This is a genomic window from Catenovulum sp. SX2, from assembly GCF_052056295.1.
Lineage (GTDB): Bacteria > Pseudomonadota > Gammaproteobacteria > Enterobacterales > Alteromonadaceae > Catenovulum.
On the sequence record NZ_CP182493.1, the window covers coordinates 688658 to 711494 of the forward strand.

At 40.2% G+C, this 22837-nt stretch carries 21 protein-coding genes; 3 read left to right on the forward strand and 18 right to left on the reverse strand.

Going from position 1 to position 22837, the window contains the following annotated elements; translation table 11 throughout:
- Nucleotides 1-58: 58 nt before the first annotated feature.
- On the reverse strand, nt 59-904 hold the full coding sequence (locus ACMZOO_RS02970; RefSeq protein ID WP_440905314.1) for a prolyl hydroxylase family protein: 846 nt from the start codon (nt 902-904) through the stop codon (nt 59-61).
- Between the two features lie 91 nt (nt 905-995).
- On the opposite strand from ACMZOO_RS02970, the gene ACMZOO_RS02975 reads away from it, so the two are divergent.
- On the forward strand, nt 996-1499 hold the full coding sequence (locus ACMZOO_RS02975; RefSeq protein WP_440905315.1) for a YgjP-like metallopeptidase domain-containing protein: 504 nt from the start codon (nt 996-998) through the stop codon (nt 1497-1499).
- 366 nt (nt 1500-1865) lie between these two features.
- Here the strand turns inward: ACMZOO_RS02975 and ACMZOO_RS02980 are convergent, their stop codons facing one another.
- Together ACMZOO_RS02980 and ACMZOO_RS02985 are read right to left on the reverse strand one after the other, a co-directional pair.
- Nucleotides 1866-3059, reverse strand: a complete 1194-nt coding sequence (locus ACMZOO_RS02980) for a methyltransferase (protein WP_440905316.1) — start codon at nt 3057-3059, stop codon at nt 1866-1868.
- The gene (locus ACMZOO_RS02985) at nt 3059-4204 is read right to left on the reverse strand and encodes an acetate--CoA ligase (RefSeq protein ID WP_440905317.1); all 1146 of its coding nucleotides are present in this window, start codon (nt 4202-4204) and stop codon (nt 3059-3061) included. The genes ACMZOO_RS02980 and ACMZOO_RS02985 overlap by 1 nt, the downstream gene beginning before the upstream one ends.
- 169 nt (nt 4205-4373) lie before the next feature.
- Between ACMZOO_RS02985 and sppA the strand changes: the two genes are divergently transcribed.
- On the forward strand, nt 4374-6242 hold the full coding sequence (gene sppA / locus ACMZOO_RS02990) for a signal peptide peptidase SppA (RefSeq protein WP_440905318.1): 1869 nt from the start codon (nt 4374-4376) through the stop codon (nt 6240-6242).
- 3 nt (nt 6243-6245) lie between these two features.
- Complete coding sequence (locus tag ACMZOO_RS02995) at nt 6246-6965, forward strand: substrate-binding periplasmic protein (protein WP_440905319.1); 720 nt, start codon at nt 6246-6248, stop codon at nt 6963-6965.
- A 16-nt stretch (nt 6966-6981) separates the two neighbouring features.
- Here ACMZOO_RS02995 and secF read toward each other — a convergent pair whose 3' ends face one another.
- From secF to pckA, 15 genes are all read right to left on the reverse strand, one after another.
- A complete protein-coding gene (secF, locus tag ACMZOO_RS03000; protein ID WP_440905320.1) occupies nt 6982-7923 on the reverse strand; it encodes a protein translocase subunit SecF in 942 nt (313 codons plus the stop codon).
- A gap of 11 nt (nt 7924-7934) precedes the next feature.
- On the reverse strand, nt 7935-9788 hold the full coding sequence (secD, locus tag ACMZOO_RS03005) for a protein translocase subunit SecD (RefSeq protein ID WP_440905321.1): 1854 nt from the start codon (nt 9786-9788) through the stop codon (nt 7935-7937).
- Between the two features lie 12 nt (nt 9789-9800).
- Nucleotides 9801-10136 carry a preprotein translocase subunit YajC gene (gene yajC, locus ACMZOO_RS03010; protein ID WP_016955752.1) on the reverse strand — a complete coding sequence of 112 codons (336 nt, stop codon included), beginning with the start codon at nt 10134-10136 and terminating at the stop codon, nt 9801-9803.
- A gap of 30 nt (nt 10137-10166) precedes the next feature.
- The gene (gene tgt, locus ACMZOO_RS03015; protein WP_440906330.1) at nt 10167-11291 is read right to left on the reverse strand and encodes a tRNA guanosine(34) transglycosylase Tgt; all 1125 of its coding nucleotides are present in this window, start codon (nt 11289-11291) and stop codon (nt 10167-10169) included.
- Between the two features lie 42 nt (nt 11292-11333).
- Nucleotides 11334-12377, reverse strand: a complete 1044-nt coding sequence (queA, locus tag ACMZOO_RS03020) for a tRNA preQ1(34) S-adenosylmethionine ribosyltransferase-isomerase QueA (RefSeq protein ID WP_440905322.1) — start codon at nt 12375-12377, stop codon at nt 11334-11336.
- Nucleotides 12378-12720: 343 nt separating this feature from the next.
- Nucleotides 12721-13314: a hypothetical protein gene (locus ACMZOO_RS03025; protein ID WP_440905323.1), complete on the reverse strand. Its 594-nt coding sequence runs from the start codon at nt 13312-13314 to the stop codon at nt 12721-12723.
- 8 nt (nt 13315-13322) lie between these two features.
- Entirely contained in the window at nt 13323-13619 is a 297-nt protein-coding gene (locus ACMZOO_RS03030; RefSeq protein WP_440905324.1) for a hypothetical protein, read from the reverse strand.
- Nucleotides 13620-14438: 819 nt separating this feature from the next.
- Entirely contained in the window at nt 14439-15200 is a 762-nt protein-coding gene (locus ACMZOO_RS03035; RefSeq protein ID WP_440905325.1) for a sulfite exporter TauE/SafE family protein, read from the reverse strand.
- Nucleotides 15201-15323: 123 nt separating this feature from the next.
- Nucleotides 15324-16838, reverse strand: coding sequence for an amidophosphoribosyltransferase (purF, locus tag ACMZOO_RS03040; RefSeq protein ID WP_440905326.1), 1515 nt, complete (start codon nt 16836-16838; stop codon nt 15324-15326).
- Between the two features lie 12 nt (nt 16839-16850).
- Entirely contained in the window at nt 16851-17348 is a 498-nt protein-coding gene (locus ACMZOO_RS03045; RefSeq protein ID WP_026016932.1) for a CvpA family protein, read from the reverse strand.
- A 63-nt stretch (nt 17349-17411) separates the two neighbouring features.
- Nucleotides 17412-18074, reverse strand: a complete 663-nt coding sequence (gene dedD, locus ACMZOO_RS03050; protein WP_440905327.1) for a cell division protein DedD — start codon at nt 18072-18074, stop codon at nt 17412-17414.
- Between the two features lies 1 nt (nt 18075).
- The gene (gene folC / locus ACMZOO_RS03055) at nt 18076-19347 is read right to left on the reverse strand and encodes a bifunctional tetrahydrofolate synthase/dihydrofolate synthase (protein ID WP_440905328.1); all 1272 of its coding nucleotides are present in this window, start codon (nt 19345-19347) and stop codon (nt 18076-18078) included.
- 6 nt (nt 19348-19353) lie between these two features.
- A complete protein-coding gene (gene accD, locus ACMZOO_RS03060) occupies nt 19354-20214 on the reverse strand; it encodes an acetyl-CoA carboxylase, carboxyltransferase subunit beta (RefSeq protein WP_026016933.1) in 861 nt (286 codons plus the stop codon).
- Between the two features lie 136 nt (nt 20215-20350).
- Nucleotides 20351-21136: a tRNA pseudouridine(38-40) synthase TruA gene (gene truA, locus ACMZOO_RS03065; protein WP_440905329.1), complete on the reverse strand. Its 786-nt coding sequence runs from the start codon at nt 21134-21136 to the stop codon at nt 20351-20353.
- Between the two features lie 79 nt (nt 21137-21215).
- Nucleotides 21216-22820 (reverse strand): phosphoenolpyruvate carboxykinase (ATP), encoded by a 1605-nt coding sequence (gene pckA / locus ACMZOO_RS03070; protein ID WP_440905330.1) that lies wholly within the window; start codon nt 22818-22820, stop codon nt 21216-21218.
- Between the last annotated feature and the right edge of the window lie 17 nt (nt 22821-22837).

The following is a 22837-nucleotide window of genomic DNA, read 5'->3' on the forward strand; positions in this document are numbered from 1 at the left end:
GCTTTTCTGAATCATTACCCTATTGTGCGCCGAAGCTTAATCAATGATTAAAACAAATTCAACGGCTGTTTTGTCTAAACCACTTGGTAATAACGGCTTTGTAACCAGCTTTAACCGGCTCTGCATGATGCAAGGTATTACCATTACCGACCAAATCGTCATTCAAACTATTCCAAATCACCATCATGCCTTGTTTTGGCTGAAAGGCTTTATTGATGCGAATAAAACGCGTTGAGCCACCTTGTTCAACATCATTTAAATAAATCATCGCAGTGTATGTGCGCTGACCCATTTTTCCGCCATGCTGTTTAATTTCTTCACCTTCAAAATAATCAGTGTGCGCTTTAAACTGCTGACCAATTTCATAATATTGACCTTGAGTAACTTCGGCAAAACCACCTGCGATATTCATCAACTTATAAATACGCTCGTCAACGGTATGAATTAGCGGATTATCAATTGCCCCCAAATCACAAGTGCGACTGGTTCTAAATTCTGCATCACTAGTGTAAGAAGCCAATTCCGAAGGTCTAAGTTTAGATTTAATTAACTCAATAATTTGCTGACATTCATCGGCCGATAGAAACTGCTCGCAGGTGTACATTTCAATTTTGTCAGACTCAAGCTTTTGCAAATTCGCATTGCTCTGCATCTGTTTGGCTAAATGCTCTTGGGTATTTTTAATCCGTTGTTTGATTTGGGCAAACTCTTGTTTTTGACCTGCACTAGGTGTAATAACCTGGCTGTTATTTGCTGTACTTTGCACAGCAACAAACTGCTGTAGAATAGTCGTACGATCAAAACCGTTTTTTAGCAGTATTTGGTATAGCTCATCCGGATCGCAGCCACGCACAATATTTTCGCGTAACCAATTTTGCCAAGATAAATCAAAAGTCGCTGGCATGTTATTATTCTCTTTGTAGTGCTTGAGTATATACTACCACCTGAAAATTCATTTTAAAGCCACTTTTGCCAGTTCAATAAGCAGTATTTTTATGTCAAAACTCACTTATTTATCTCATTACCCTCTACCATTACAACAGCAGATCACAGATTTACTTGATACAAATCAGTTGGCTGAATACATACGCAAAAAATATCCAAATACACATCAGGTAAACAGCGATAGCCAATTACGTGAGTATGCTATGGCGATTAAAAATCATTTTTTGAAACAATCATCCCCTTTAGCACAAGTAAAATACGACAATAAAATTCACGTAGTGAACAACGCTTTAGGTTTGCACACGTATAGCAACCGAGTTCAAGGTAATAAAATTAAAGCGAAAAATGAGATAAAAATATCCGCGACATTTAAAAACGTACCAGAAGCATTTTTAAATATGATAGTGGTACATGAATTGGCACATTTAAAAGAAAAAGAACACAACAAAGCTTTTTATAAACTTTGCGAATATATGCAACCAGCCTACCACCAACTAGAATTCGACATGCGTGTTTATTTAACCGAGCTTGAAATTAATGGAGCGGTTTATTAACCACTATATTTTCAGGGGGTAAAACGGTTACTTGCTTGGAATATTTTTCACAACACCATCGCTAAGTGAGACACTTAGCGAAAGCAATGCCTAACAAAGCATACTCGAGTGTGGTTGTATGCACCGATTCGTGCAGCGCCCTGCACATAAAAACATTGAAGCAATAACTTAGAGCAAAACTTCTTTTTTATGACTCCAATTCTAGCGATATCAAAGCCTAACAAAGCATGCTCGAGAGCTAATTTTATGAAACTTCTTTTTCAGGGATGAAAAAGCAGAGCGCCCACGGATGGGTTCACAGCGTTTTCAGAAAATTAAGCTTCGAGTGTGATTGAGTACACCTGAATCCGCAGCGACTTCCCCAAATCACAACTGAGCTACTATCATCATATTCCGCGGTGTAGTTTGATAAGGGCAAAAATAATTAACTTCCACCTGATAACCACTCTGCTCTAAAAACAAAGCCTTATCCAACACCAACCACAATTCCAATGCCCGCTGAAACGCATGACGCACATACTCAAGCTGCTGAGTAAATTTCTGCTTAACCGCGGCTCGTTGCAAATAATCAGCAAAATTCAAATCAGCAGGTAAAGTGAACCCTTGATGCTCACCCCCCCAAGTTACAAAATCAACAAACTCACCAGTAAACCACGACTTTTTCACCGAAGGCAAAGACTGATAGCTCGCATCTCCAGTAATATCTGCTCTAATCAACTGATAAGCCAAACGCCATAAAACCTCAGTTTGACGCAAATTCGCCACTCGCTGACCCGCAGTTACTTGCGCTTGCACGGCCAACTTTAAAATTGATTTAGCAATATATAGCGAACTCATTTGTCCCTGCAGAGACAACGCAGGGTAAACATGATCACCAATTAAGTGATAACAACAAGGCGCAACATGCATATACTCAACTTTAGCCTCAACCGCTTGTTTTAATAAAGTAACATGCAAATCACCACAAGCATGTAAAGCAACCACATGCTGCTGAGGTTTTAGCCACACAGCGCGCTGTTTTAATACATCCGCATGAATAAAATCTTGTTTAATATCGTAAGTGTTAGCGAGATTTGTGCCCTGCTCACATAAACTTTGTTGCCACTCAACACTGGTGACGGCCACATCATGTTGAAAACTTAACAAACGGCCTAAATGACCTTTGCCCGCACACCATTCAAGCAATGGATACTTAGGTTTAATTTGCTCAGATAACTGTTGAACTTGGGTAATTTTACGACCATGAATGCCATTGAGTAACCAAAACGGTACAGGCTTTTGCCAATCATCCACTAGTTGGTTGTGGGCAAAATCAACTTGGTTGAGTGCATCGGCTAACTCAGGAAAAAAGCGTTGGGCTATTTGCTGACAAACCTCATCATGTTCAAGCTCGGTTTGTTCAGCGAGTGTTTGCAAATATTCAGTTAACTCAGGGTTGTCCCACGGAAAATCGCTACATTGAAAAGGTACAAAATTCCAATACGCTTGATATTGGGTTAATGCGGCATCTAATTTATTAAAATGTACCGACAAGCTAGTACTAGTTTCTAGATTATTCATTAATTGCCAGCACTTTGAGTTTTATCTTTTGCTATCAACACATAGGCTTTAACAAAATCGGGTAAATGTTTATTCGCAGCATGGTAATCCTTCCAGCCTTTGTATTGACCAGCTAATAAATCCAGTTGAAACAAATTATCGTCAAATGCGCCACCTTCATCGGCCAAAATAACTAAGCGACTAATCAACTGACCATTTTGTTGGTATTGCAACAGCAAGAGTTTACCTAAACCCAAATCAGCGACATTGCTGGCAACTGTCACTTGCGGCAGAATTTCAATTTTGCTTTCTGGCTCTAAGCCATAGCCCATAACGCCCGGTACTTGCTTAAAATACCAATATCGCGCTTGCTGATTTTTATTTAAAGCATAGTCGTAAGCTATGCCATTGTTACGCGCAACATTGTAATAAGCATAAGTTTGAGCGCTAGTTTCAACCACAGCAGTGCCTTGCAACAAAGTATCGTGTAAACCTTGCTCAGTTAAATAAATCAGTGGTTTAGCTAATTTTTTCTGCTCTAAAATACCTGTCATCACTTGCTGGCGGCTATATTGATAGCGCGTTAATTGTTTACCAAGTTTGTCGGCTTGTTCTAGGGATAAATACTGCTCGTCAAACGGAATATCATACAAAGCATGTTGATAATCACCTTGGCGCTGATACTTAGCATCAACCAACTTGGTGTAATACTTAGTGAGCAGAATTGAATCATCTGGGATACGCGAGAGTAAATTCTTTTTGGCTTGATTTGTGGTTGTTTCAATCACCTGTTTTGCTTTGGTTAAATCGGGCTCCCACGCATGTAATTCAAAATTTTGTTGGATAAACGAATTATTGTGCAGAGAACTTTGTTTTTTCGCTCGAACGTCTTTTCTGTATGTATCACAAATAAATTTGAGCGTTTGTTTCACCTCAGCCAAAGCAAAAGAGAGTCCATTAACTTTGCCCCCATGAATGGCTTTTTCGTCATAGGCTTGACCACGTTGAAGATAAGCCAAAGTATTTTCTGAAACTTCACATAACTCTGAACCTTTAAACTCAGATAACTGTCCTAATTCTAACTTTTCGGTGGCAAATATAGGTTTGGAGAAAAAGCATGAATAAACAATACCCAATGCTAAATAACTGACTGGCACAAAATTCATTAAACGACTCACAAATCAATAACTCGCAAATATTGTAAAGGTTATTTAATCAAGCATAAACTTTTGAGTTTATTTAAAAGTCAGTAGATAATGGCTTTCACCAAAAGCAATTGGCATCCCCGCGTTATATTCAGCCAACTGCTATGCAAATAAGGAATTTGATAACAAGATGACTGATCAACAACCGAAAAAACGTAGCGCAATCGGCCGAGTTTTCTCCGCGCTGTGGAATACCATTAATTTCACCCGAAAATTTTTACTTAACTTGATATTTTTTGGTGTGCTTGCCGTCATTATAGTTGCCGCCGGCCAAGACAAAAATACAGTAAAAATTGCCAACCAAAGCGCATTAGTGCTGAATTTATCTGGCGTTATTGTTGAACAAAAACAAGCTGTCGACCCAGTGGATGCTTTTATGGCTGAAAGTTTGGGCGACGATTCAACCCCACAAGAAATTCTCCTTGCTGACGTGTTAGAGGTTCTGCACAACGCAAGCCGAGACGACAGAATTCAAGCCATTGTTTTAGACCTTAAATACCTAGCGGGCGGTGGTTTAAACAAACTTGAAGCCATAGGCAACAAACTGGAAGAATTTAAACAAAATGGCAAAAAGGTTATCGCAATTGGTGACTATTACACTAAAAATCAATATTTCTTAGCCAGTTATGCCGATGAAGTACTGCTACACCCTATGGGTTTTGTTCAGCTTGACGGTTATAGCATGTACAACAGTTACTTCAAATCCGCGTTAGAAAAACTCAAAGTATCTACTTATATTTTCCGGGTTGGTTCGTATAAATCAGCGGTTGAGCCATTTATGCGTAACGATATGAGTGAAGAAGCAAAAACCGCCAACCAAGCCTGGTTAGACGAGCTATGGCATATATATAAAGATGGTGTGGCTAGCCGCCGCGGTTTAACTGCTGATGCGTTTGATGAAAAAATGGCTGATTTTGAAACTAAGTTCGCCAAAGCAAATTATGATATGGCGCAATATAGTGTCGACAATAACTGGGTTGATCAACTGGTTACGCGTGAAGAAATCGATCAGAAATTAGCAGAAATTGTTGGCTGGACGGATAACAAACGCAGCTACAACAAAGTATCTTTCAAAGAATATTTATCTTTAGTTAAACCTGCACATGCTTTCCCACAACCAGCTGGCGACAAAGTTGCGATAGTTGTAGCGAAAGGCACAATTTTAGATGGGCATAAAAAAGCCGGTGAAATTGGTGGCGACAGTACAGCTAAATTATTAGAGCGTGCACGTTTAGATGATTCGGTAAAAGCGGTTGTTTTACGTATTGATAGTCCTGGTGGCAGTGCCTTTGCATCAGAAGTGATCCGCCGTGAAATTGATTTACTGCGTGAAGCAAACAAACCTGTGGTTGCCTCTATGAGTTCAGTTGCTGCATCAGGTGGTTATTGGATAGCCGCAAGCGCAGATGAAATTTGGGCGCATCCAAGTACAGTGACCGGCTCTATTGGTGTATTTGGCTTATATATGACACTAGAAAAAAGCTTAGAGCATATTGGCATTCATACTGACGGTGTATCCACTACTGAATGGCCTGTGTTAAATCCTGCTGTACCACTAGAGAAAAGCAGCCAAAATATACTGCAAAAAAGCACAGAGCGTGTTTATCAAAGATTTTTACATATAGTGTCGAAACACAGAGATATGACACTAGCTGAAGCAGATAAAGTAGCGCAAGGGCGCATTTGGATTGGTAGCCAAGCGCTTGAGTTAGGTTTAGTTGATAACTTAGGTAATTTAGATGATGCCATCGCTTCTGCTGCTACATTAGCAGGCATTGAAGATTACAAAACCCAATTGATTGAAATTGAACTGACACCACAGCAACAAATGCTCAAAGAGTTGCTTGGACAAGTGAGTACATGGATAGACGAGCCAACTGAACAATCACCTTATGTTTTACAACCTGAAATACTTAAAACCTTGAAGGAAATAAAACAGATTGCTCAGTGGAATGATCCAAATGGCGTTTACGCTATTTGTGAAGTTTGTAATCCATAACTTATGCGTTCATTCTTCGGCGGTTGCATATTTGGGTTAATTACGTTTAGTAACGTAATTAACCCAGCATTGGCTGCAGAAAAATTGATTATTACCACAATTGAAGGCCACCCTTTAGTTGAATATGCCACAGGCATAATGCAAAAAGTATATAAAAAAATTGGCTATGATATTGAGGTGTGGCCACTTCCGGCAGCTCGGGCATTATATATGTCGAGCCAAGGTAAAGCAGATGCTGAACTTGGCCGTTATGGCGGTTTGTCAAAAGCCTATCCAGAATTGATCCAAGTTTCACCTGCATTGGTCAATTTTAGCGTAGTTATGCTAACAACAGATACTAATATCAAAACCTTACCCGACACCAACGCATTACCAAACCCTATTGCTATTCAGCGCGGCTCTGTTTATTCCAAAGTTTTAATTGGTGAGCGTACAAAAATTGAAGTAAATTCAATTCAACAAATTATGAAACTTCTGCAAACAGGACGAAGTAAAATTGCGTTGGTTGACGACAGTTACCTTGAGTTAATTAACCAATTAAACACAGCTAACAACATTTATATTGTGCCTTTAGCTGCTGACGCTTACCCTGTTTATCATTATGTTCACCAGCGCCACCGCAATTTAATTCCGCAAATTCAACAAGCTTTGTTAGAAATGCAGCAGCAAGGTTTGCTTGCTGATCAAAAAAGGCCGCTTGCGCGACCTTCTTTTAAAAAGTGAATTAACCTCAACGGCTTTACATTAAAGCGTCTTGATCAGCACCTTCTTTTTCAATCACAGTTGGGATCATATCTTCACGGCTAATACCTAACTTCAATGCCGCTACACTTGCAACGAATATTGAAGAATAAGTACCAATGAACACACCAAATAATAGTGCAGTTGCAAAACCATGAATTAAAGCACCACCTTTGAAAAACAGTGCCAACAATACCAATACTGTGGTTAATGAGGTAATGGTTGTACGGCTTAATGTTTGCGTAAGTGACTCGTTGATAATTTCCGAAACATCATCAATACGTAATTTACGGAAGTTTTCACGAATACGGTCAAACACAACTATAGTATCGTTTAGTGAGTAACCGATAACCGCAAGTACCGCAGCTAATACAGTTAAGTCAAACTCTATGCCTAATATAGAGAATAAACCAACTGTGATAGTTACGTCGTGCGCTAACGCCAATACTGAGCCCAGTGCAAAACGCCATTCAAAACGAAATGCTACGTAAATTAAGATACAGATAAGCGCAACTAACATAGCTAAGCCGCCCTGCTCTTTTAATTCTTCACCAACACTTGGGCCAACGAACTCGATACGACGCATTTCAGCTTCACCAGATGAAGTGGTAGATACCACTTCTAATACTTGATTACTCAAAGTTTCTGGTTTTACATCATTACGTGGTGCCAGACGAATCAATACATCTGAGCTAGTACCAAAATGTTGTACAACTGCATCACCAAAACCGTTGGCATCTAACTGACCACGAATTTCAGTTAAATCAGCTGCTTTTTCGTAACCCACTTCAATTAAGGTACCGCCGGTAAAATCTAAACCGAATTTAAGGCCATTAATTGACAGAGATGCAATTGAACCAATAATCATCGCCGCTGAAAAGAATATCGCCAATTTAGCCTGCGACATAAAGTTAATGGTATTTTTAAACTTGAACCACATATGTCTGCTCCTTAAATTGACAGTTTATTCACTTTGCGACCACCGACAGCTAAGTTAACAACTGCACGAGTAACCACAATAGCGGTAAACATTGAAGTGATAATACCAATTGCCAAAGTTACAGCGAAACCTTTAATCGGTCCTGTACCAACAGCAAATAAGATTACCGCAGCGATAAAGGTTGTGATGTTGGCATCAGCAATGGTTGAAAATGCACTGTCGTAACCTTGGTGAATTGCTTGTTGTGGGCCACGGCCATCAATAATTTCTTCACGTATCCGCTCGAATATCAGCACGTTGGCGTCAACCGCCATACCTACGGTTAAAACTATACCCGCCATACCCGGCAAAGTTAATGTTGCACCTGGAATAAGCGACATTACCCCAACAATTAATACCAAGTTAAGCGCTAGCGCAATATTGGCAACTACACCAAAACCACGGTAGTACAAAATCATAAAGGCGAGTACTAAGCAGAAACCCCAGATAATCGCTGTCATACCTAAGTCGATATTTTCTTGACCTAAGCTTGGGCCAACTGTGCGCTCTTCAACAATTTGAATTGGCGCAATCAAAGCACCTGCGCGTAACAATAATGCTAAGTTTTGTGCTTCGTTCGGGCTATCAATACCAGTAATTCGGAAGCTGCGAGCTAAACGTGCTTGAATAGTTGCAACGTTAATCACTTCTTTAATTGCTTCAAACTCTAACGAACCATCAGGCTTTTTACGACCTGTTGCTTTGTATTCAACAAATAACGTCGCCATAGGTTTACCAATATTGTCTTTGGTAAAGTGCGACATTTTGTTACCACCTTGACCATCTAAGTCGATATTAACTTGTGGTCTTTGGTATTCGTCAAAACTCGAGTTTGCACCAGTAATATGATTACCGGTTAAGATAACATCTTTCTTAAGTACAACTGGTTGACCTGTGCGTCTGTCATAAAAAACTTCAGAGCCTGGTGGAACACGACCTGTTGCCGCAGAAGCTGCATCGGCATCTTCATCGACTTTTCTAAATTCAAGTGTTGCAGTTGCACCTAAAATTTCTTTGGCGCGCGCTGTGTCTTGTACACCTGGTAATTCAACTACAATACGCTCAGCACCTTGGCGCATTACCAAAGGCTCGGCAACACCTAATTGATTTACACGGTTACGGATAATTGTGATGTTTTGCTGCAGTGCATATTCTTTAACTTCTTTAACACGTGCTTCAGACATAGTCGCAAGCAAAGTATTATCTTCGCTACGGCTTTCATCTATGGTTAACTCAGCAAAAGTATCAGATAAATGATCAAGCGCAGCTGCCATTTCATCTTCTTTACGGAAAGTAACTTTCACACCGTTACCGTATTCAGTAAGTCTATGATAACGAATGCGTTGTTCGCGCAGTTCAGCTCTAAAGTCAGCTAACATTTCTTCTTGTTTTTTCTGTAAAGCGACACTCATGTCAACTTCCATTAAGAAATGCACACCACCACGTAAATCTAGGCCAAGCTTCATTGGGTTACCACCCACATCTTCCAACCATTTAGGTTGAGCAGGCATAATATTTAACGCAACAATAAAGTCAGTACCAAGAACTTGCATAGAAACATCACGCGCTTCTAATTGGTCTTCAGTGTCTTTAAAACGAACTTGAATTTGGTTGTTTTCAATTTTGATAGATTGAAAAGGAATTTGGTTTTGTTCGAGTGCTTGTTTTACTTGTTCTAATTGCGAAATTTCAACGTCACCACCGCGGGTGGCTGAAATTTGCAATGCAGGATCTTCCCCGTACATATTAGGAAGTGCATACAAAAAACCTGCGGATACTATTACTAGTATCAGCAGGTATTTCCATAAAGGATATTTATTTAACACAATCCGTCCCTATTAGATTGATTTAATTGTGCCTTTAGGCAACACAGCTGTTACAGAACCTTTTTGTACTGCAACGTCTACACCGTCTGCCAAAGTCACTAAAATAAAGTCTTTTTCTTCACTCACTTTACTTACGCGGCCCACTAAACCACCTTGAGTTAAAATTTCATCACCTTTGCTGATAGATGCGATTAACGATTTGTGCTCTTTCATGCGTTTTGCTTGTGGGCGATAAAGCATGAAGTAAAAAATCAAACCAAAAACAACTAACATGATAACCATTTGCATGCCGCCACCTTGAGCTGGAGCTGCACCATTGGCATATGCATTTGCAATTAAAAAGTCCATAACATTCCCCTATATTCTAATAAAAATAAATTAATCTTGATTGTCTAATGGCGGCACTGGTAAACCACGTGCAGCGTAAAATTCTTCAACAAATTGTTCTAGCTCACCAGCGGCTATAGCGTCGCGTAATTGCTCCATTAGTCTTTGGTAGTAGCGCAAGTTATGAATTGTGTTTAAACGTGCTCCGAGTATCTCGTTGCATTTGTCTAAGTGATGTAGATATGCTCTAGAATAATTTTTACAAGTGTAGCAGTCACATTTTTCATCTAATGGGCCTGTATCTGTCTTGTGTTTTGCGTTTCTAAGCTTAACCACACCATCACTAACAAAGATATGACCGTTACGCGCATTACGAGTAGGCATTACACAGTCAAACATATCAATACCACGGCGAACCGCTTCTACTATGTCTTCTGGTTTACCAACACCCATTAGGTAACGCGGTTTGTTGGTTGGCATTTTGTCGGTTAAGTTATTTAAGATATTGATCATATCTTCTTTTGGCTCACCAACAGATAAACCACCGATGGCGTAACCGTCAAAACCTATTTCTTCTAAACCATTTAAGCTTTCTTCACGCAAATGTGGATACATACCACCTTGTACTATGCCGAATAAAGCTGAAGGATTGCCGTCATGTGCATCTTTAGAACGTTTTGCCCAACGCAAAGACAATTCCATAGAGGTACGTGCTTGCTCTTCAGTTGCAGGATATGGGGTACATTCGTCAAATATCATTACGATATCTGAACCCAATTCGCGCTGAACTTGCATGGCTTTTTCTGGCGTTAATTCAATGCGTTCACCATTAATTGGCGAGCGGAAGATAACACCTTGCTCGGTAATTTTACGTAACTCACCTAAGCTAAATACTTGGAAACCACCTGAGTCAGTTAAGATAGGTTTTTGCCAATTCATAAAATCGTGCAAATCACCATGCATGCGGATAATTTCGGTACCCGGTCTTAACATTAAGTGAAAGGTATTCCCCAAACAAATATGTGCACCAATGGCCTCTAATTCGTCTGGTGACATGCCTTTTACCGTACCGTAAGTACCTACAGGCATAAATGCAGGGGTTTCAACCACACCGCGTTCAAAATGCAAACGACCGCGTCTTGCTTGACCGTCTTCTGCCATTTTTTCAAACTTCATAAAATCAGACATATATTCTTTACCAATGTCAGTGTTTATTGCTTATTTGTGCGTTTGTTTAGTTAAAAACATTGAATCGCCATAACTGAAAAAACGATACCTTTGTTCAACCGCAGTTTGATAAGCTTGTTTTATATGTTGTTGCCCAGCAAACGCCGATACCAACATAATTAAAGTAGATTCGGGTAGATGAAAGTTTGTAAACATTGCATCAACCACTTGGAACTCGTAACCTGGATAAATAAAGATGCTAGTATCACCTTGATACGGTGCAATTAGAGCATCATCAGCAAACTGAGCTGCACTTTCTAAGCTGCGTACCGATGTTGTACCAACTGCAATCACTCGGCCACCACGCGCTTTACAGGCGAATATAGCATCCACTACATGTTGCGGCACATCTATGTACTCAGCGTGCATTTGATGGTCTTTAACATCATCTACGCGAATAGATTGAAAAGTACCCGCACCTACGTGCAAAGTCACATATTCAACTTGCACACCTTTGTCGGCAATTTTAGCAAGTAATTCTTCGTCGAAATGCAAACCGGCGGTTGGCGCTGCAACTGCACCTGGCACCTCACCATATACAGTTTGATATCTGTCTTTATCTGCTTGCTCGTCCGCCCTATCAATATAAGGTGGCAGCGGCATATGGCCGTATTGTTCTAATAGTTCTAGTACAGGCTCATCATTCAAAACTTGTAAAACGAATAAATCATCTTGGCGTTCAAGCATCTGTGCACGAATGTGCTCTTCCAACACCACTTCCGTACCTGGCTTTAAAGCTTTATTGGCACGCACATGCGCTAGAATTTTATTGCCATCTAACATGCGCTCAACCAGCACTTCTATTTTGCCGCCAGAAACTTTTTGGCCTAATAAACGCGCAGGGATAACTTTAGTGTTGTTGAAAATAATCAGGTCTTTATCTGTTACCAAATCTATCATTTGGTTAAAGACTTTGTGATTTATCTCACCGCTATTGCCATCGACCACCAATAAACGCGACTGACTACGTTTTTCAGCCGGGTAGCGGGCAATCAGTTCATCGGGTAGATCAAAAGAAAAATCGGAAACTCGCATGCTAACATCAATTCGTTTTTTAGAGCGCGATAGTCTATTGCTTGCGGGGGGTAATAGCAAGTTTTGCGGGTGTTTGTGGCAAATGTTTTGTTATTTAATGGTGATTTTGTTTGGTGCACTGTCATGGGGTGTCAGGGGGCGGAAACTATGTTCTTGATATTGAGATTTTGTGTATACCTTGAATTTGGTTGGCGGCGCTGCTGTGTTCGGGGCAAAGAAACGGCCACTTGCTTGGAATATTTTTCACAAAAACGCTTCAAGTCCGTCCGTGGATCGCTCACAAAAGATATCCCTCTCTTTTGAAGTTTTGTTCAAAACATCTCCAATCAATTGGCTTTGGTCATTAAGAAACTGCAGCGACAACCCCTTTTAATTGACTGATTAAATCTGGCTGGGGGTGTATTTGCACATCATCATGAATTTTAAGTACAACAGCTTTATATGTGTCGCTGCGACTTCTAATATGTGCTTTTGTTTGTAACGTAGTTAACTCTTGCTGAATTACGGCACTTTTAAATGAAATACGCTTATCACTTTTACCCACTGCTAAGTCACTCTTTAAATAAGTTTTTAATCCTTCAATTGGTATAGCGTCACGAGCTAACATACTGACATAGTATTTAACCAAAGCAGCAGAATCTTCTGGCTTAGCGCCTAGCTCGGCACAAGCACTATTCATAATATCGACAAAGTGCGCAGGGACTCTTACTTCTATAGGTTTACGATTAGCACGCATTTGTTTATTTATTGTAGGGGCTGACTGTTGAGGAATTACAATAACTTGATTGCATTTGTTACAAACACCCACCAGTACGTTTTTCGCCATTCCATTACCATCACTGAAAGGAACATCGCGCAATTGAAATGTTGCATTTTCTAAGGACTGACAACATTCACAAATCGTTTTTTGTGTATCACCAACTTTAAAAATTTTCATATCTCACCTCAATTATGCACACTTATGAATACACTATTTGGTTCAACAAAATACCATTTAATGTACCAATGCTTCCCTTGATGGTTTGTTTTAATAATATGTACATCTATCGTGTTAATAACATGATGCGAGCTACATTCATACTGATTACCGCGAGCCCGCTTAAGTATATTAGTCACATCTTCGATTGATATTTGTCCAGTAGACAACAAATTTTTAATATCAATATCACCGCGCGCTTCATGCAATATATTGCCACTTTCCAAGCAGCTGAGAACTTGCGCTTTTGCATCTTTAAATCCCATACAACACCCTAATTGTACGAAAATTACCGTACACGTCAATTATTCCTTTACCCTATCTCAACTCTAATATGAAAAATTCATCTAAACAACAATGTGCACAAGGTTGCTATTACAGGTTTGGCGGTGCTGTTCTTGTTGGGACAAAGAAACGGCCACTTGCTTGGGATATTTTTCACAAAAACGCTTCGAGTCCGTCCGTGGAGCGCTCACAAAAGATATCCCTCTCTTTTGAAGTTTTGCTCAAAACATCTCCAATCAATTGGCCTTGGTGGTGTATCGCTAATGTGTTCATTAGCAGAGTCCCTTCAACAAGCAGCAAATAACTAAAAATATTGAAGCAATAACTTAGAGCAAAACCTCTTTATCAGGGATGAGAAAGCGGAGCGTACATGGAAGTATTCACAGCGTTTTTGCGAAAGTTATGGTTCAATGTTTTGGCATAGTGCGCGATCCGCAGCGATAGAAAAGCCAGATAAAGCATACTCGCATGCTAATTTTCTGAAACTTCATTATCAAGGATGATAAAGCAGAGCGCCCAGGGATTTGGTTTACAGCGTTTTCAGAAAATTATGCTGCTAGTGTACTTATTAGCACCGCCCCATCAACAAGCGACGACATAGAAAAACATTGAAGCAATAACTTAGAGCAAAACCTCTTTTTCATGGATGAAAAAGCGGAGCGTACATGGAAGTATTCACAGCGTTTTTGCGAAAGTTATGGTTCAATGTTTTCGCATATTGCACCCAACTAGCAGCGAGTGTGCTTAATAGCTCCCAAAATCGCAGCGCTAAAACCAACGCTACCCAACTGCGACAAAACTTACCAAATAGCCTTAAACCACAATGACAAGCCAGACAAAATAGTTAACACCTCAAAACAGCGTTTCACCAAACTATTGCCCTTAGCAATTACCAAATACGCACCTAAATAACCACCCAGCAACGAGCCCAAAATCAACGCCGGTAACCAATCCCACTGAATTTGCGAAATCAAACCTAAAGTAATAGCGCCAGTACCATTCCACAAAATACCCACCATCACCAAGGTATAAGAAACCGCTCGCCCATAACCCATACCAAACCAATGGATCAGCCACATAGTTACAAACAACCCAGTGCCAGAGGTTAACGAACCATTTAAAAAGCCGATAATAAACAAACCAATAGAGCCAATAACATAACCACGCATATTCAAGTTTTTCAGCTCATCAGTTTTGCCAAGGTCTGGTTTAAAAATCGAATACAAACCCAAAGCTATGGTTAAACCGCCTAACGCCCATAACGACACGACAGGCGGAATATTAACAATAACGTTTGCGCCTAAAATAACCCCAGGCAAAGCACCAACAATCATAATCAGCACTAATGCAGGGGCGAACTGGCCATGTTTTAAATGTTTAATCGATGCACCTACACCCAAAGCCACAGAGGCAACTTTATGTGTCGCCAGCGCTACAGAAAAAGGTAAACCTAAAAAGATGATAGCGGGTAATTGCAACAAGCCTGCTCCACCGCCAGCAAGCGACGACAAGGTATTAGCAACTAGGCTTACGAAAAATAGTAGTATCTGGTCAAATATCATCTTTATTCCTTGTAACGATTTATCAATTTGCCTTTTTATCAGACGAGACGAAATTCAAACAAAAAAGGCCAGCATTGCTGACCTCTCTTCAATTTCAAGCACCCGAGCTAACCGGGGTTAACACTAGCTGAAGTTGTGAATATCCAAACTAGAGCTTTGGTTTTGGCTGCTTGCATCTTTAGCTGAATCACGACGCAATTCATCTAAATGATCTAAGTAAGCTTGGCTAACATCGTTAGTTACATAGTTACCGTCAAACACTGAAGTTTCAAAACGCTCAACTTTTGGATTGCCCTCACCCACAGCGGCAATTAAATCAGGTAAGTCTTGGAAGATTAAACCGTCCGCTTTAATTAAATCACAAATCTCTTGTACATCACGACCATAGGCAATTAATTCGTTTGCGCTCGGCATGTCGATACCATATACATTCGGGAAACGAATTTCCGGTGCAGCAGAAGCGAAATAAACTTTTTTCGCGCCAGCTTCACGTGCCATTTCGATAATTTGTTCAGAGGTTGTACCACGTACCACTGAGTCATCCACTAACAAGACGTTTTTACCGCTGAATTCTTGCGAAATAGCGTTCAACTTACGACGAACTGAACGACGACGTTGTTGTTGTCCCGGCATAATAAAAGTACGGCCAATATAACGGTTTTTCACAAAACCTTGGCGATAGGGCAAATCTAACGTGTTGGCAATTTCTAACGCGATATCACAGCTGGTTTCAGGAATTGGAATAACTACATCAATATCTAATTCAGCCCAATCACGTTTAATTTTTTCACCGAGTTTTTTACCCATACGTACACGGCTAGCGTACACAGAAATATCATCTAAGGTTGAATCAGGACGCGCAAAATAAACATATTCAAACAAACAAGGAACTAGTTCTGAGTTAGTGGCACATTGTTGGCTGAACAATTGGCCGTCTTGGGTAATGTAAACCGCTTCACCTGGTTGTACATCACGCATAAATTCAAAACCAACAGCATCAATTGCAACACTTTCAGATGCAACCATGTACTCAGTGCCTTGCTCAGTTTCACGTTTACCCAAAACAAGTGGGCGAATACCATACACATCACGAAATGCAACAATACCGAAACCGATAATAGAAGCCACAACCGCATAAGCACCACGTGCTTTAGTGTGAAGTGCAGTAACAGCTGCAAAAATATCCGCAGGTTTTAAATTCCAGTCACCACCACTTTCACATAACTCATGCGCAAATTGATTCATTAATAATTCAGAATCTGACGAAGTATTTACGTGACGACGAGCTTCGCTAATTAAATTCTTCTTTAAGTCTTCCGCGTTGGTTAAGTTGCCGTTGTGAACAAAAGCAATACCATAAGGAGAATTAGTATAAAACGGCTGAGCTTCAGCTGAAGTTGAAGAACCTGCGGTTGGGTAACGCACATGGCCTATGCCCCAATTGCCCGCTAAACGCTCCATGTGTTTTTGTTCAAAAACGTCACGAACCAAGCCGTTCGCTTTTCTCAATTTAAACACGCCATTATTAATGGTCATGATCCCTGCAGCGTCTTGACCTCTATGCTGCAATACGGTTAACGCATCATACAAAGCCTGATTAACTGGGGAATGAGCTACAATGCCAACGACACCACACATGGATTTTACCTCTTATACAGGTTGAACATTTTTTAGAAAGCTCGAAGTGGTTTGAATATATTCAAAGAACCACTCTATCACTATCTTAAATTCTGGAATTAATACTGATTGCACCCACCAGTCAGATTTAGCCACTGGGGTGAATGCATCCATAAAGAATAGTATAGCTGAAACAATCAGCACACCTCTTAATGCACCAAACACTAGACCAAGTACTCTATCTGTACCTGACATACCGGTTTTTTGCACTAATTGAGAAATTAGGTAATTTACGATCGAACCAACTATTATGGTTGCTAAAAACAATATTGCGATCGCCGCCGCGTTGCGGAACATTTCATCTTCAATATTGGTTAAAAAGGTCGCAAAATCTAAATAAAATTGGCTCGCAACAAAAAACGCACCCGCCCAAACAACAAGCGATAAAGCCTCTTTCACAAATCCACGAACTAAACTAATTAGCGTGGAAATTGAGATAACAGCGAGTATTGCGTAATCAAACCAAACCATATCTATATTCATGAGGAAAATTGCCGGCGAATTCTAGCAGATCCCACCACCCAATTACCAACATTATTCTGTTGTTTGGTACGCAGAAATTTTGCCATTTAAATTTGTTAACCTTTTTAACGCTGGGATCATCTTTTCAAGTTTGTCTTTGTCTAAATCAGGACCGACATAAACTTTGGTTAATTCGCCCGATTGAGTTTTAATTGGACGAGTAAAACTAACATAACCTTCTTGCTGTAATTTTTCGCGTAAGTTATTTACGTTGTTTTTATGACGAAAACTACCCAGTTGAATCACCCAAGCATTTTGTGCTGTTTCAACTTGTTTGTTTTCTGGCTTTTTAGCCGGCTCAGCAGTTGTCTTATTGGCTTGTTTGTTGACTTGAGCTTTTTGTTCTGGCGACACTTCCGCAGTAACAGTTTCAGTTTTTGCTTGTTCAACTGACTTTTGTTCAACTTCCTCAGCAGTTTTTTCACCAAGATAAATTTCGTCTACTGCAGCTTCGTCTGACTCTTTTTGTTGATACTGTGCGAGCGAATCAACTATTTCGTCTTCCGGAAATGGAATTTTGTCTGGGATAGGTTGAGCTATAGGTTTAGCTGGAATGGTTTGAAATTGATCACCATAATCTGTTTTTTTACCGTCTAATAGGTCAGGTAAAAAAATGACAATTAATGCAACAAAAACTATGCTGCCGACGAGTCTATTTTGAAAAGTAGTCGCCATATTAATTCTCTAATAAATCCGTGATAACCCAAAAAGAACCAAATGCGATTAGCACATCATCTGTTTGCACATGTGCTAACGCATTTTTATAAGCAGTCTGAATGTTTTCGCAAGTTGCGGTTACATTTTCAGTCGGCAAACAAGCAGCTAAATCAGATGCTTTTGCGCCACGTGGTTGATTGATGTCAGCCAAATAAAAACCATCAAAGATTGGTGCAACCAATGACAAACAGCTTTGGTAGTCTTTGTCTTTTAACATACCAACAGCAGCGTATATTTTGCCGTTAGTTGTTTGTTTTAAACGTTTTACATTTTCAACCAGCTGGATAATAGCTTCTTCATTATGCGCAACATCAACAATTACTTTGGGTTGATTGTTAATTTGTTGCCAACGCCCAGCTATTTGAAAATCAGCTAATACATTAGTTAAAACTTGTGAGTCTAACTCAACACCCAGTTGCTCTAAGATTGCCAAACAAGTACTGGTATTTTGCAGTGGCATATTCGGCACTGGCAAATCTGAATATTGCTGTTTGCTGACGTTAGAAGTCCAATTCCAACTTGCCGCTTGACCATTATCCGCTGGGTTTAACTCATATGTGAAATCTTGTTGTTGCCACAAAATATCTAAGCTGAGTTTTTCAGCTTGGTCTAGCACTGTACTCGGTGGATTTAAATCACCACATACAGCTTTACCGTTTTGGCGAAATATGCCAGCTTTTTCAAAACCGATTTGTTCACGTGTATCACCTAACCAATCTTTATGATCAAGTGCAACTGTGGTAATAACCGAAAGCTCTGGCGCAACTATATTGGTTGCATCTAATCGTCCACCTAAACCCACTTCTAACAAAATAAAATCTGGTGTAGCTTGTGCTAACAAACACAGTGCAGCCAAGGTGCCAAATTCAAAATAAGTCAGTTCGATATCACCACGCGCTTGTTCAATTTGCGCAAAAGCTTGGCAATGCTGGGCATCAGAAAACCATTGGTTATCTAAGGTGACTCGCTCTTTATAATCGTGAATATGCGGGGAGTTATAACAACCAACTGAATAACCTTGAGCGGTTAGTAGTTTTTGCGTAAGCGCTGTGGTTGTGCCTTTGCCATTGGTGCCACCCACTAAAATAATACGTGAGTGTTGCAAAGGTAAATTGAGGCGGTTGAATACACGTTCAACGCGATCCAACCCCATGTCAATTTCTTTTGGATGAATTTGGCCTAAATAATCAAGCCAGCCATCTAAAGTATCAAAACAGGCATTAGCGGCCATTTAGGCTTAAACCTGCTCGATAGATGGCAATTTCATCATTTTTGCAATTTGGCGTGCAACTGAGTCACGCATATTGCGACGGTCAACAATCATGTCGATTGCGCCTTTTTCCAACAAGAATTCACTGCGTTGGAAACCTTCTGGTAATTTTTCACGAACGGTTTGTTCGATAACACGAGGGCCTGCAAAACCAATTAAGGCTTTTGGCTCAGCGATATGAATGTCACCTAACATAGCAAAACTTGCTGATACACCACCCATAGTTGGGTCGGTTAATACCGAGATGTAAGGTAAACCTTTTTCGCTCATGCGTGCTAACGCAGCACTGGTTTTAGCCATTTGCATTAATGACATTAATGCTTCTTGCATACGTGCACCACCAGAAGCAGAAAAACATACTAACGGCAAACCGTGTTTGATACATTCTTCAGCCGCTTTTACAAAACGCGCACCAACAACTGAGCCCATTGAACCACCCATAAAGGCAAATTCAAATGCAACCGCGATTACAGGTACACCTTTTACTGTGCCACGCATTGCAACCAATGCGTCTTTTTCGTTAGTAGATTTTTGTGCTGCTACAATACGGTCTTTGTATTTTTTAGAGTCTTTAAACTTTAAAACGTCTTGCGGCTCTAATTCAGCACCAATTTCTACTCGGTTTTCAGCATCCAAAAATGATTCTAAACGACGGCGTGCGCCAATGCGCATATGGTGATTACATTTTGGACATACGTTTTGCTGCTGTTCTAAATCTGTGCGATATAAAACGGCACTACAGGAATTACACTTAACCCATAGACCCTCAGGTACATTACCCTTTTTTGTCGAATTCGTTTTCGGTAGTATTTTTTCTATCCAACTCATTGATATTCTCTGGATTTCTAATTCTAAAAAATTCTATACCCAGCCTGAAAACTTCTCAGGCCATCCAATTGCCGCACATTAAAGCACAATCTAAGTTAATTTTTAACTAAAACATTATGCCTTTGCACTGATATCGCTAATCAGGCAAAAATAATGGGCCCAATGCTGCCTCTGGTATGCCAAATTGTTCAGGATAAAACACCTTAACTAAATACAAACCGTTTGGTTTTGCAGTTGCAGCGGCAAGTGTGCGATCTTTAATATGTAATAAATCTTCAATCCAACTGACTGGTTGCACACCTTTACCAATTTCAATTAAAGAGCCTGCTATATTGCGCACCATGTGATGTAAAAACGCATTGGCTTGAATGTCGATGACAATATATTGGCCGAATCTGCTTACTGAAACTGCATGGACGTTTCTGTATGGGGTATTTGACTGGCAATACGAGGCGCGAAAAGAGGTAAAATCTTTTTCGCCAACCAAAGCTTGCGCTGCCTGATGCATTTTTTCTGCATCCAATGGTTCGTAAACCAAAGTTGTACCTTCTGGCAAAATGGCACTGCGTAATCTTTGATTGAGGATGATATAACGATAACGTCTGGCGGTGGCTGAATAACGCGCATCAAAATCAGCTGGTACTTCGGTCGCCCATTTTACTGATACATCGTTCGCCATTTTAACATTCGCACCTAAAGTCCAAGCACTGAGTTTGCGTGGCACTTCAGTTTCAAAATGGACAATTTGACCTGTTGCATGCACACCAGCATCGGTTCTGCCGGCACAAGTGACCACTATTTCGCTATCAGCAACTGAGCTAAGCGCTTCTTCTAATGTTTGCTGTACAGTAACCACATGATTTTGCCGCTGCCAGCCTGAATAAGCCGCACCGTTATATTCAATACCTAAAGCAATTTTCATAGTTGGGGGATTTAGCGCAATTTATTTAATTGCGCTATTATACACGGCTCAACCGATAAGAGTACATCTCTACTCTGTCTTAAAGTTTTGGCCCTGCTGACACCAGACTTTTACCATGATCATTATCCGTATACTGCTGAAAGTTTTTGACAAACATAGTCGCTAACGACTGAGCTTGGGTTTGCCAATTAGCTGAGTTTGCATGACTTGTTGTTGGGTCTAAAATATTTTCGCTAACCTCTGCCAAACTTATTGGCACTTGTAAATTAAATATAGGTAACGACTGACAAGGCGCTTTATCTACTTCACCCGACAGAATAGCATCAATAATCGCACGAGTATCTTTTATTGATATGCGTTTACCCGCACCATTCCAACCTGTGTTAACCAAGTACGCAGTTGCCCCTGCTTGTTGCATACGGTAAGTTAATGCTTTGGCATATTGAGTAGGATGCAATAATAAAAATGCGGCACCAAAACAAGCTGAAAATGTTGGTACAGGCTCTTTAATTCCGCGCTCGGTGCCAGCTAATTTTGCGGTAAAACCAGATAAAAAATAATACTCTGTTTGCTCTGGGGTTAATTTCGCCACAGGCGGTAATACACCAAATGCATCAGCAGTTAAAAATATCACTTTTTGCGCATGCCCAGCTCTGGACACAGGTTTGACAATATTTTCAATGTGGTAGATAGGGTACGAAACTCGGCCGTTTTGCGTTTTGCTGCTATCGTCAAAATCAATACTGCCATCTGCTCGCACCATTACATTTTCTAGCAATGCATCGCGTTTAATCGCGTTGTAAATGTCTGGCTCGGATTCTTTGTTTAGATTTTGCGTTTTGGCATAACAGCCACCTTCATAATTAAATACACCATCTTCGTCCCACCCATGTTCATCATCACCGATTAATTGTCGATGCGGATCTGTTGAAAGTGTTGTTTTACCCGTACCAGACAAACCAAAAAATATTGCTACATCACCATCTTTGCCAACATTGGCACTGCTATGCATGCTCGCGATATTTTTTTGCGGCAATAAATAATTCATTACTGAAAACATGCCTTTTTTCATTTCGCCGCCATACCAAGTGCCACCTATAAGCTGCACATGCTCGGTTAAATTAAAAGCAATAAAATTTTCTGAATTAAGCCCTTGCTGTTGCCAATTCGGGTTAACCGTTTGTGCTGCATTAAGCACAACAAAGTCAGGCTTAAAATCAACTAATTCTTCTGCTGTTGGACGAATAAACATGTTAGTGACAAAATGCGCTTGCCAAGCAACTTCCATAACAAAACGGACTTTTAATCGAGTATTTTCATTTGCTCCGCAAAAGGCATCTACTACATATAACTTTTTGCCGGTTAACTCTTGTGCAACTAATTTCTTGAGTGCCGACCAAGTTTGTTGCGACATTGGCTTGTTATCGTTTTGTCCATGGGTATTCCACCACAAGGTGTCGCGTGTGATCTCATCTTCAACTATGTATTTGTCTTTTGGAGAGCGTCCGGTAAAAATGCCTGTGTCTACCGCTACAGCACCAAGCTCTGTCAATGTGCCACGTTCATAACCTTCTAAGTTATCCGCCAATTCTTCAGCATATAAAGAGTCGTAACTTGGGTTATGAAGAATTTGTTTTACTTGGGTAATTCCATAAGGAGTTAAATCAATTTTTGCAGTATCCATAATAAGCGCCCTTTCAA

Coding starts and splice junctions, on each gene's coding strand:
- ACMZOO_RS02970 (WP_440905314.1), bottom strand. CDS start 904: ATGCCAGCGACTTTTGATTTATCTTGGCAAAATTGGTTACGCGAAAAT.
- accD (WP_026016933.1), bottom strand. CDS start 20,214: ATGAGTTGGATAGAAAAAATACTACCGAAAACGAATTCGACAAAAAAG.
- queA (WP_440905322.1), bottom strand. CDS start 12,377: ATGCGAGTTTCCGATTTTTCTTTTGATCTACCCGATGAACTGATTGCC.
- ACMZOO_RS02980 (WP_440905316.1), bottom strand. CDS start 3,059: ATGAATAATCTAGAAACTAGTACTAGCTTGTCGGTACATTTTAATAAA.
- yajC (WP_016955752.1), bottom strand. CDS start 10,136: ATGGACTTTTTAATTGCAAATGCATATGCCAATGGTGCAGCTCCAGCT.
- ACMZOO_RS03025 (WP_440905323.1), bottom strand. CDS start 13,314: ATGAAAATTTTTAAAGTTGGTGATACACAAAAAACGATTTGTGAATGT.
- pckA (WP_440905330.1), bottom strand. CDS start 22,820: ATGGATACTGCAAAAATTGATTTAACTCCTTATGGAATTACCCAAGTA.
- sppA (WP_440905318.1), top strand. CDS start 4,374: ATGACTGATCAACAACCGAAAAAACGTAGCGCAATCGGCCGAGTTTTC.
- ACMZOO_RS03035 (WP_440905325.1), bottom strand. CDS start 15,200: ATGATATTTGACCAGATACTACTATTTTTCGTAAGCCTAGTTGCTAAT.
- folC (WP_440905328.1), bottom strand. CDS start 19,347: ATGGCCGCTAATGCCTGTTTTGATACTTTAGATGGCTGGCTTGATTAT.
- ACMZOO_RS03045 (WP_026016932.1), bottom strand. CDS start 17,348: ATGGTTTGGTTTGATTACGCAATACTCGCTGTTATCTCAATTTCCACG.
- ACMZOO_RS02995 (WP_440905319.1), top strand. CDS start 6,246: ATGCGTTCATTCTTCGGCGGTTGCATATTTGGGTTAATTACGTTTAGT.
- tgt (WP_440906330.1), bottom strand. CDS start 11,291: ATGAAGTTTGAAAAAATGGCAGAAGACGGTCAAGCAAGACGCGGTCGT.
- purF (WP_440905326.1), bottom strand. CDS start 16,838: ATGTGTGGTGTCGTTGGCATTGTAGCTCATTCCCCAGTTAATCAGGCT.
- ACMZOO_RS02985 (WP_440905317.1), bottom strand. CDS start 4,204: ATGAATTTTGTGCCAGTCAGTTATTTAGCATTGGGTATTGTTTATTCA.
- truA (WP_440905329.1), bottom strand. CDS start 21,136: ATGAAAATTGCTTTAGGTATTGAATATAACGGTGCGGCTTATTCAGGC.
- dedD (WP_440905327.1), bottom strand. CDS start 18,074: ATGGCGACTACTTTTCAAAATAGACTCGTCGGCAGCATAGTTTTTGTT.
- ACMZOO_RS02975 (WP_440905315.1), top strand. CDS start 996: ATGTCAAAACTCACTTATTTATCTCATTACCCTCTACCATTACAACAG.
- secF (WP_440905320.1), bottom strand. CDS start 7,923: ATGTGGTTCAAGTTTAAAAATACCATTAACTTTATGTCGCAGGCTAAA.
- ACMZOO_RS03030 (WP_440905324.1), bottom strand. CDS start 13,619: ATGGGATTTAAAGATGCAAAAGCGCAAGTTCTCAGCTGCTTGGAAAGT.